Source organism: Shewanella sp. MBTL60-007 (genome assembly GCF_019654915.1).
GTDB lineage: Bacteria > Pseudomonadota > Gammaproteobacteria > Enterobacterales > Shewanellaceae > Shewanella.
Genome location: NZ_BPET01000100.1, coordinates 1 through 8713, shown reverse-complemented (window position 1 = coordinate 8713; position 8713 = coordinate 1). Strand labels below are relative to the sequence as shown.

The window sequence follows — 8713 nt, the reverse complement described above, 5'->3', positions numbered from 1 at the left end:
CACCAAAACCAACAAGCATTATTTTGTCACCAGGATTAAACTTATCAGCTTTAACCGCCTCACTAATTCCTAAAGGTATTGTTGAAGACACCGTGTTCCCAAAAAACTCATATGAAGTAAGAAATTTGTCTTCATCAAATTTACATTTCTTCCTGAGTTGTTCTAACATAAACTTATTAGCCTGGTGAAATATAACATGCTCTATCTGCTCTTTTTCAAGCCCTGCGAGTTCCAATAATTCATCAACACTTTTGGGCACTGTTTTAAGCGTAAAAGTGAATATTTCCCCACCATCCATAAATAAGTTCTTAGGTGCCCTGCAATTACCACTAGAATCTTGTTCTAATACATCAGAACTGGCATCCAATGGGTATTTAGCCCCACCGTGTGGGACAATAAGATTATCTTTTCCAGCACCATCGGTACCAAAGACAAAAGGTCCAATTTTATCTTCGTTAGAATCAGCACAAGATATTAGAGTCGCAGTGGCAGCATCGCCAAATAGTGTTCTGACACTTTTATCTTCTTTAGCTATATATCTAGAATATAATTCAGACGTAACTAATAAAATATTTTTAGCTTGATTCGTCTCGATCAATCCTTTAGCTAAACTCAACCCATAAATGTAGCCAGAGCAACCTAAATTAAAATCAAGCGCGCCACACGAGTTCTTTAACCCTAGCCGTTCTTGCACAATGCATGCTGTGGTTGGAAGCTTAAAATCTGGACTTTGAGTGCATAATAATACGTAATCAATATCTGTTCTATTCACTGAGTACTCTTTGAACAGATTTTCACAAGCTGCTACCGCCATGTCTGAGCACGATTCGCTCTCAGCTGCAATGTGACGTGTGCTTATGCCCGTTTTATCATATATTTTATTCACACTCCACTCAGGATTATCCCGAGCTAACTCTTCATTGCTAAGAATATATTCTGGCAAATAAGAAGAGACTGCAATTATTTTAGACTTCACTATCACTCCTTAGTGAGCACTATATCCACCATCAACAAAAATAGTTGTTCCAGTGATCCAACTAGATTTATCACTTGCTAAAAACTCTGCCGCTTGAGCGATATATTCAGGTTTACCTAGACCAAGTGGATGCTTAAGCAAAATGCTTTCACGTTGCTCAACTGTAAGCTGCTTACTAAACTCTATCGCCATTTCAGTCTCAACATGACCAGGTGCTATACAATTAACTCGAATATTTTGCCGTGCAAGTTCTACAGCTAAAGACTTGGATAAACCTAATAATGCCGCCTTGGACGCTGAATAACTAGAAATTGCAGGCTCACCGCACACAGCAGCAACTGAACTAAGTAAAACTAAGCTTGTACCTTGTGAGTTATGTCTGCCTTTTTTACGCAAAAACTTAGCGATAAACTGAGCACTTTTCACATTAGTATTAAAAATATCATCGAATTGATGCTCTTTCAAAGCTTGTAGTGGCAGGGTCTTTTGAATACCAGCACAATGAATAACACTATCAAGAGCTCCAACATTAGCAAAAACAGCATCCATCATTACTTGAACCGACTCTACTTTTGCCAAATCAGCTATAAAATATAGGTGGTTAGAACCGCTCATGTCCTTTAGCGTTTCCAGTAAACGTTCTTCATTTCGACCGCTTAATACAACCCTAGCTCCGACTGTACTAAAATAAATAGCAATAGCCTTGCCTAATCCAGAAGATGCTCCAGTGACTAAAATAGTTTTTCCAGCTAACACATTACTCATTGATTTTTTATCTCATTTACAGGTAAAAGCTTAGTTGTACTTAAATCTACCATAACAGCGCCCCAAGAAAGACCTACACCAAAACCAACCAACAGCATTCGATTCCTTGAAATAAGTTCTTGAGTACATAATGTCAGCGGAATAGACGCACAACTCGTGTTACCAAACTCGGTAATGCTGACTGGAACTTGAGTTGGCTCAAATTTGGACTTTTTTGAAAGATGTTTAATCATAAAATGATTAGCTTGGTGGTAAACGCATGAGTCAATATCTTTGCTTGTTAATTCTAAAGTCTCTAAAAAACCATTAACTAATAATGGAACCCGCTTAAGAGTAAAAGTAAATACCTCTCCACCGTTCATTTCTAAAAAAGCAGATTGTAAGCCACGAATAGAGTCTACTTGAGGTTGAGGTTTTCGAGCAATGATATGCTCCGCGCCGCTTCCATCGCTTCCTAGTTCAAAATGTATAACTGGACCAGTTTCAAACTCTAGCCCAGTTGCTGTTCCTGCATCTCCAAATAATAGCTCTGTACTTCGATCTCCGGGCTTTACCAACTTGCTAATAGTGTCACCAACTAACAATAAAACTCTTTTAATACCCGTTTGAACAAGACTTGACGCTAAAAACAAACCATAGGTATACCCAGAACAACCAAGATTCACATCATAAGCAATCGAACTGACAGGTAAGCCGAGTCTATTTTGTAAAATACAAGCCGTTGCTGGCAGCTGATATTCCCCAGTCTGACTTACAAATATGATAGCGCCTATAGACTCTGGCGCCCACTTAAGCTCATTGATTAAGTTAACAGCTGCATCATAACAAAGATCTGCTGAGGTAGTATTGGTATCCGCGACACGTCTAGCATTAACACCAACACTAGAAATCAACTTTGCAATCTCTTTCTCTCCATATAAAGATCCCAAGTCACTATTAGTGACCTTAGATGAAGGAACAGTAGTTGCTATACCTTTTATGCTGACATTACTAATCGTAATCATTCTACAACCTAAAACGCCCGCAAGGGCGTTGTACTTAATTAAACCAAATCAATTAATTGTTTCACAGTTTCCGCACCACCGACTGAAGATGGAGAAACAACAACATCAAAATTAGAATCAACTTCAGATATAAACGTGACTACAGCTAATGAATCCCAAGAATCTTCATCTAATTGTGTTTCTAGAGTAACCTCATTAACCTCTACTTCTAAGATTTCAGCTATAATTTCCAGTAATTTATTTTCTTTAGACATATCTACCTCATTTAATTTTTTTAGCAGGATTACCAAACATGGTTGAGCCAGCCACGACTCTTTTAATTACAACACTTCCAGCACCGATTATAGAGTCTGATTCAATAATGACTCTAGGAATAATGCACGCATGCGAACCAAGAAAAACTCTATCGCCAAGCTCTACGCCACCAGTGATATCACAATGACCACTAAGCGTACAGAAGTCGCCCAAAGATGCATCATGTCCTATAGACGTATTCGCATTAATAGTAGAAAGAAGCCCAATTTTAACATCAGTAGTTATAACAGCATTTGGGCCTAATATAGAACCTTCACCAATAGTTACATTTCTCCCAACGAAGGATGACGGGTGGCTAAAAGTTATAAATGAAGCCCCAAGGCCTCGATAAAAGCTAAATAGGTCTTGCTTTAACTGACAGCTAGCTACCCCCATCAACAATAAACTATTTGCTTCTATTCTATGGTGCCTTAATGGACCTAAGACTTTATGCTCCATATTAAAGCCATTCAGTGCTTCCTGATTATCATCAAGAAATCCCTTTAGTTCATACCCTTCGTAAATGAAATTACTTGACGATAAATAAGAGTATAACTCTCGAGCAAGCCCGCCGGCTCCGACAATATACAAACTAGGACTACTCATTTTTATAACCTTTAAAAGCCGTCATTGTAGCTTCACCATCCGCTGAAATACCATCCCTTACAAAGACTTTTTTGATAGTTAACAATAGAATTTTTATGTCTAACCAAAAAGATTGATTTTCTACATACCACACATCGTATTCAAACTTCTGCTCCCAACTAATGGCATTTCGTCCGTTTACTTGTGCCCAACCAGTAATTCCGGGACGCACATTATGTCGTTTAGATTGTTCCGGGGTGTATAGAGGTAGGTATTCAACTAATAATGGACGGGGCCCAACTAGGCTCATATCACCTTTCAAAACACTAATTAATCCTGGTAGTTCATCTAAACTAGTGGCGCGTAACTTAAGGCCAAAAGGGGTTAAACGTTGACTATCAGGTAAACTATTGCCAAAGCTATCAACCGCATCAAGCATACTCCTAAATTTAAACATATTAAAAAGTTTGCCATGCAAACCTGGTCGCGATTGCTTAAAAAATACTGGACTTCCAAGCTTATTGCGTATAAGTAAAGCTGTAACTAGCATTACGGGAGAAAGTATAATCAAAGCACAGAGAGCAGTGCTAAAGTCAAAGATACGCTTCATCTAATCTCCTCAAAAATTTTCAAGAACTTATCAACACCAGTTTTCAACGACAGTTTTTGATAATAATAGCTTCGCCCTAATTCTCCAATGGTCAATCTCTCATCCTCAGTGTAAGACGCTAGTTTTATAATTGCTTTTGCAAGACTCTGTGGATTATCAGGTTCGCAGGTTACTCCAGCTTTAGCCGCTTCAATTAAATCGGCAGCATCACCTGAAACCCCCATAACTATCGGTTTACCCATTGCTAAGTTCGCCTGCGTTCTTGACGGCACAGTAATTTCAAAAAGCTCATTTTTGATCAAATGTACAAGTAACATATCTGCTTTCGATAAAAGACTACCAACCTGCTGCATTGGCACCCTCGGTAGAAATATCACATTTGATAATTGTAAGCTCCGAGCCTCTTCTATAGCAGCAGCCTTGGCAACACCGTCACCGAGTAACACTATATTGACTTGAACATCACTGTCTTTAAGTATTTCAGCAGCTTTGATAATTGAGGGTAAGCCCTGCGCATAGCCTAAGTTACCAGCAAATAGCAAGTTTAACTTTCCATTATCCGGTAGCTTTACCTCAGTATCTTCAAAATGATTTAAGGCTGGCTCGTTACACCAATTGTAAATAACTTCAACTTTTTCAGCTTGTACACCACGAGAGATTATTCTTTTTTTAAAACCAGGTGATAGAACAACTATTTTGGCCGCCCTTTTATAGACAAAGTCACATGCCTTACCAACAATTGAAAGTATGCTACTATTATTGACCATACCTGTAGCAGACAATGTATCTGGCCATAAATCCTGAACATCAATGACAAAAGGAACTCTTTTAAAAAAACCTAATAGCAAAGCTGATATAGAGGTCGTAAGCGGTGGATGATAACTATATATTACATCAATATTTCTTGTTTTTAGTAAACCGACAAAAAAGGCCCCAACAGCAAAAGAGACGTAGTTAAAAATACGCTTAACAGCCGAACCATCGTGGCTAGGATACAAAGGTGCTCTATGTATTGTTATTCCGCCTATGACTTCTTTTTGATAAAGAGAAATTTTATAACCATCGTATACTTTTCCACCAGGATAATTAGGAAACCCGGTAAGGACCTCAACATCATGTCCCTGATCACGTAATGCTTGCGCAAATAAGAGACCTTTGAAGGTCGGTTCTGGCTCGAACCATTGTGTTAATAATAATATTTTCATTCATAGTTCACTATAGGCTAGCTTGTAATAGTATGTTTATAAGCCAAACCACATTTTAGTACTCTTTCCAGACGACTCTTTTCACATAATCCGTGTAAGAATGAATTATTCTCACCATTTTATCTGATACATTCGGCATACTATAGTCATAAACTGGACGCAATAAACGCTCAGTTCCGCTAGGCTGAGACTCTAACACTTCTAGAGCTTGCATAACGCGTTCGACACAAAGCCCCACCATCATCACAGAAGCTTCTTCCATCCCTTCTGGTCGTTCATGAGCTTCTCGTAGGTTCAAAGCCGGAAAATTCATTATTGAAGATTCTTCATTAATAGTTCCGCTGTCAGATAAAACCGCTTTAGCATTTTTCTGTAAATGGTTGTAATCATGAAAACCTAATGGTTTAAGCAACTGTATATTCTTATGGAATTCAATTCCTTGAGCCTCAATGCGATTACGAGTACGAGGATGCGTTGATACAATTACAGGTAAGTCATAATTAGCTGCAACAGTGTTCAACGTTTCAGCCAGCTTTGCTAGTTGTTTAGGTGAGTCTACATTTTCTTCACGATGTGCACTAACGACAAAAAACTGACCTTTTTCAAGTTCAAGGCGAGTCAATACATCTGATGCATCAATTTGAGGCATATAGTGATTTAATACCTCAAACATTGGACTACCGGTTTTTATAACGCGATCGGCTGGTAACCCTTCAGCTAATAAGTAATCTCGAGCGATACTACTATATGTCAGATTAATATCGGCAGTGTGATCAACAATGCGTCGGTTAGTTTCCTCTGGCACTCGTTGATCGAAACAACGGTTCCCAGCTTCCATATGAAAGATAGGTACCTTACGTCGCTTTGCAGGAATAGCTGAAAGACAAGAATTGGTGTCGCCAAGCACCAACATCGCATCTGGCTTGATTTCTTCTAACGCCTGATCGACTTTAATGATAACTTGGCCAATTGTTTCTGCTGCATTCTTACCTGCTGCTTCTAAGAAGTAATCTGGCTTACGCACTCCTAAATCGTTAAAAAAGACTTCGTTTAATTCAAAATCGTAATTTTGACCAGTATGAACCAAAATATGTTCACAATGGTCGTCGAGTTTAGCTAAAACTCGAGAAAGACGAATAATCTCAGGACGTGTGCCGACCACTGACATCACTTTTAATTTTTTCATTTTTAATTCCTACAATGGCTTAGCAAAAGTGTCTGGTTTTTCGCGATCAAAAATTTCATTAGCCCATAACATAACGATAAGTTCTGAATCACCAGTATTGGTCACATCGTGCGTCCAACCTGGCACAGTTTCAACAACACGGTAATCATCCCCTGTGACATCTAATGAATAACATTCACCTGTTGCTATATGTTCAAACTTAAACTTAGCCTCTCCTTTTATCACCAAGAATTTCTCATTTTTAGTATGATGATAATGGCCACCTCTGGTAACACCGGGATGAGCAGTAAAGAAAGAAAATTGGCCAGCTTCTTTAGTTTTTAATAATTCACAAAAAGAACCACGAGGGTCTATATACGACGGTACGGTGTATGAAAATTGCTCTGGCGAATAATAACTAATATAAGTAGAGTAAAGCGCGCGAGAAAGCCCAGTGCCAACATTTTCAGTAACTAATGAAGTTTTACTTTCTTTAAATGATTCAAGAGCATTAGCGATATCCCCGACTGTAGTAGGGTAAATTGGCTTAATTGATTGTTCTCCACTTGGTTCATCATTAGTTAAATGATGAATAAAGTGTTCACAAACGGTATCGATATAAACTAAATTAATTTTTGCTGCGGGATCATTAATGACTAATGGCAGATCATTTGCAACATTATGACAGAAAGTTGCCACAACAGAGTTATAATTAGGCCGACACCACTTACCAAACACATTTGGTAAGCGATAAATAAACACTTTAGCTTTAGACTGCTCAGCATACTGATTCACTGCGTCTTCAGCAAGTGCTTTACTTACACCATAAGGATTTGAATGCTCTGCTTGAATTGACGAAGTCAAAAGAATAGGTGTTTGACGATTAAGCTCTTTTAACTTAGAAACTATCCGTGACGTTAAATCTACATTGCCTTTTGTGAACTCATCTTCAGTTTTCGGACGATTGATCCCTGCTAAGTGATAAATAAAATCAACACTCTCTAATGCTGAATCTAATTCATGTGTTGAATTATCACGATCAATTTTTACAATATCAGTAAAACCTTGTTCTTCTAGTTGGAAGCACAAATTCTTACCAATAAAGCCATTGGCACCTGTCACTAATATTTTCATTAAACCCCCTCTGGTACAACTAAACTGCCTGCTTCTATATCCGCAATAAAATCTAACTTATGTAGTAATTTAATCATGCCATCAACATCTAAGCGCTCAGTATTATGAGAGTTATAATCTTCAATTGAACTTAAATCTTGTTCGCCTTCTTCAACATATTGAGAATAATTTAAGTCTCTATTATCTGAAGGAATGCGATAGTAACCACCTTGATCTTCAGCAACAAACATCTCTTCTCGGCTGCACAAAGCTTCATAAAGTTTCTCACCGTGGCGAGTACCAATAACATTCACTTTGTGCTCTGGTTTAGATGTAATTGTTTTTAGCGCCTTAACTAATACATCAATCGTTGCAGCAGGAGCTTTTTGTACAAATATGTCGCCATTTACACCATGTGTAAATGCATGTAAAACAAGGTCCACCGCGTCATTTAAAGTCATCATGAAACGAGTCATATTAGGGTCAGTAATTGTTATCGCGTCTCCATTAATTATTTGTCTTAAAAATAAAGGGATAACAGACCCACGAGAAGCCATAACGTTACCGTAACGAGTAGCGCTAATAACGGTTTTATCAGGATCTACATTTCGTGATTTTGCAACGATTACCTTTTCCATCATCGCTTTTGATATTCCCATCGCATTGATAGGATAAACAGCTTTATCTGTGCTTAAACAAACAACTCTAGAAACTTCATTTGCTATACAAGCTTCTAGTACATTTTCTGTACCCAAAACGTTTGTTTTTACAGCTTCCATTGGATGAAACTCACAAGAGGGTACTTGTTTCAAAGCTGCTGCATGATAAACAAAGTCCACTCCCCGAGTTGCTGACAATATAGAATTATAATCTCGAACATCCCCAATATAAAACTTAAGTTTCGGAGAGTTATACTTCTTACGCATATCGTCTTGCTTTTTCTCATCCCGAGAAAAAATTCGAATTTCTTTAATGTCTGTTTCTAAAAAGCGATCT

10 protein-coding genes are annotated in these 8713 nt (G+C 38.1%); all 10 read right to left on the bottom strand.

Translation table 11 applies throughout. The features are described from left to right. Positions 1–976, bottom strand: a 976-nt coding sequence (locus K5Q92_RS23005) for a 3-oxoacyl-ACP synthase III family protein (RefSeq protein WP_220771161.1), incomplete at its 3' end; no start/stop codon positions are given. 9 nt (positions 977–985) lie between these two features. Then, on the bottom strand, positions 986–1741 hold the full coding sequence (locus tag K5Q92_RS23000) for an SDR family NAD(P)-dependent oxidoreductase (protein ID WP_220771160.1): 756 nt from the start codon (positions 1739–1741) through the stop codon (positions 986–988). After that, on the bottom strand, positions 1738–2745 hold the full coding sequence (locus K5Q92_RS22995) for a ketoacyl-ACP synthase III (protein ID WP_220771159.1): 1008 nt from the start codon (positions 2743–2745) through the stop codon (positions 1738–1740). Before K5Q92_RS22995 ends, K5Q92_RS23000 begins: the two co-directional genes overlap by 4 nt. 38 nt (positions 2746–2783) lie before the next feature. Then, on the bottom strand, positions 2784–2999 hold the full coding sequence (locus K5Q92_RS22990; RefSeq protein ID WP_220771158.1) for an acyl carrier protein: 216 nt from the start codon (positions 2997–2999) through the stop codon (positions 2784–2786). A gap of 7 nt (positions 3000–3006) precedes the next feature. Continuing rightward, the gene (locus K5Q92_RS22985) at positions 3007–3645 is read right to left on the bottom strand and encodes an acetyltransferase (protein ID WP_220771157.1); all 639 of its coding nucleotides are present in this window, start codon (positions 3643–3645) and stop codon (positions 3007–3009) included. Continuing rightward, on the bottom strand, positions 3638–4234 hold the full coding sequence (locus K5Q92_RS22980; protein WP_220771156.1) for a sugar transferase: 597 nt from the start codon (positions 4232–4234) through the stop codon (positions 3638–3640). The genes K5Q92_RS22985 and K5Q92_RS22980 overlap by 8 nt, the downstream gene beginning before the upstream one ends. Next, positions 4231–5439 (bottom strand): glycosyltransferase family 4 protein, encoded by a 1209-nt coding sequence (locus K5Q92_RS22975; RefSeq protein WP_220771155.1) that lies wholly within the window; start codon positions 5437–5439, stop codon positions 4231–4233. The genes K5Q92_RS22980 and K5Q92_RS22975 overlap by 4 nt, the downstream gene beginning before the upstream one ends. Before the next feature lie 55 nt (positions 5440–5494). After that, positions 5495–6625: a non-hydrolyzing UDP-N-acetylglucosamine 2-epimerase gene (wecB, locus tag K5Q92_RS22970; RefSeq protein ID WP_220771154.1), complete on the bottom strand. Its 1131-nt coding sequence runs from the start codon at positions 6623–6625 to the stop codon at positions 5495–5497. A 9-nt stretch (positions 6626–6634) separates the two neighbouring features. Continuing rightward, positions 6635–7738 carry an NAD-dependent epimerase/dehydratase family protein gene (locus K5Q92_RS22965; protein WP_220771153.1) on the bottom strand — a complete coding sequence of 368 codons (1104 nt, stop codon included), beginning with the start codon at positions 7736–7738 and terminating at the stop codon, positions 6635–6637. Then, the coding region (locus K5Q92_RS22960; protein WP_220771152.1) for a polysaccharide biosynthesis protein at positions 7738–8713 on the bottom strand (976 nt) is incomplete at its 5' end. The genes K5Q92_RS22965 and K5Q92_RS22960, both read right to left, overlap by 1 nt.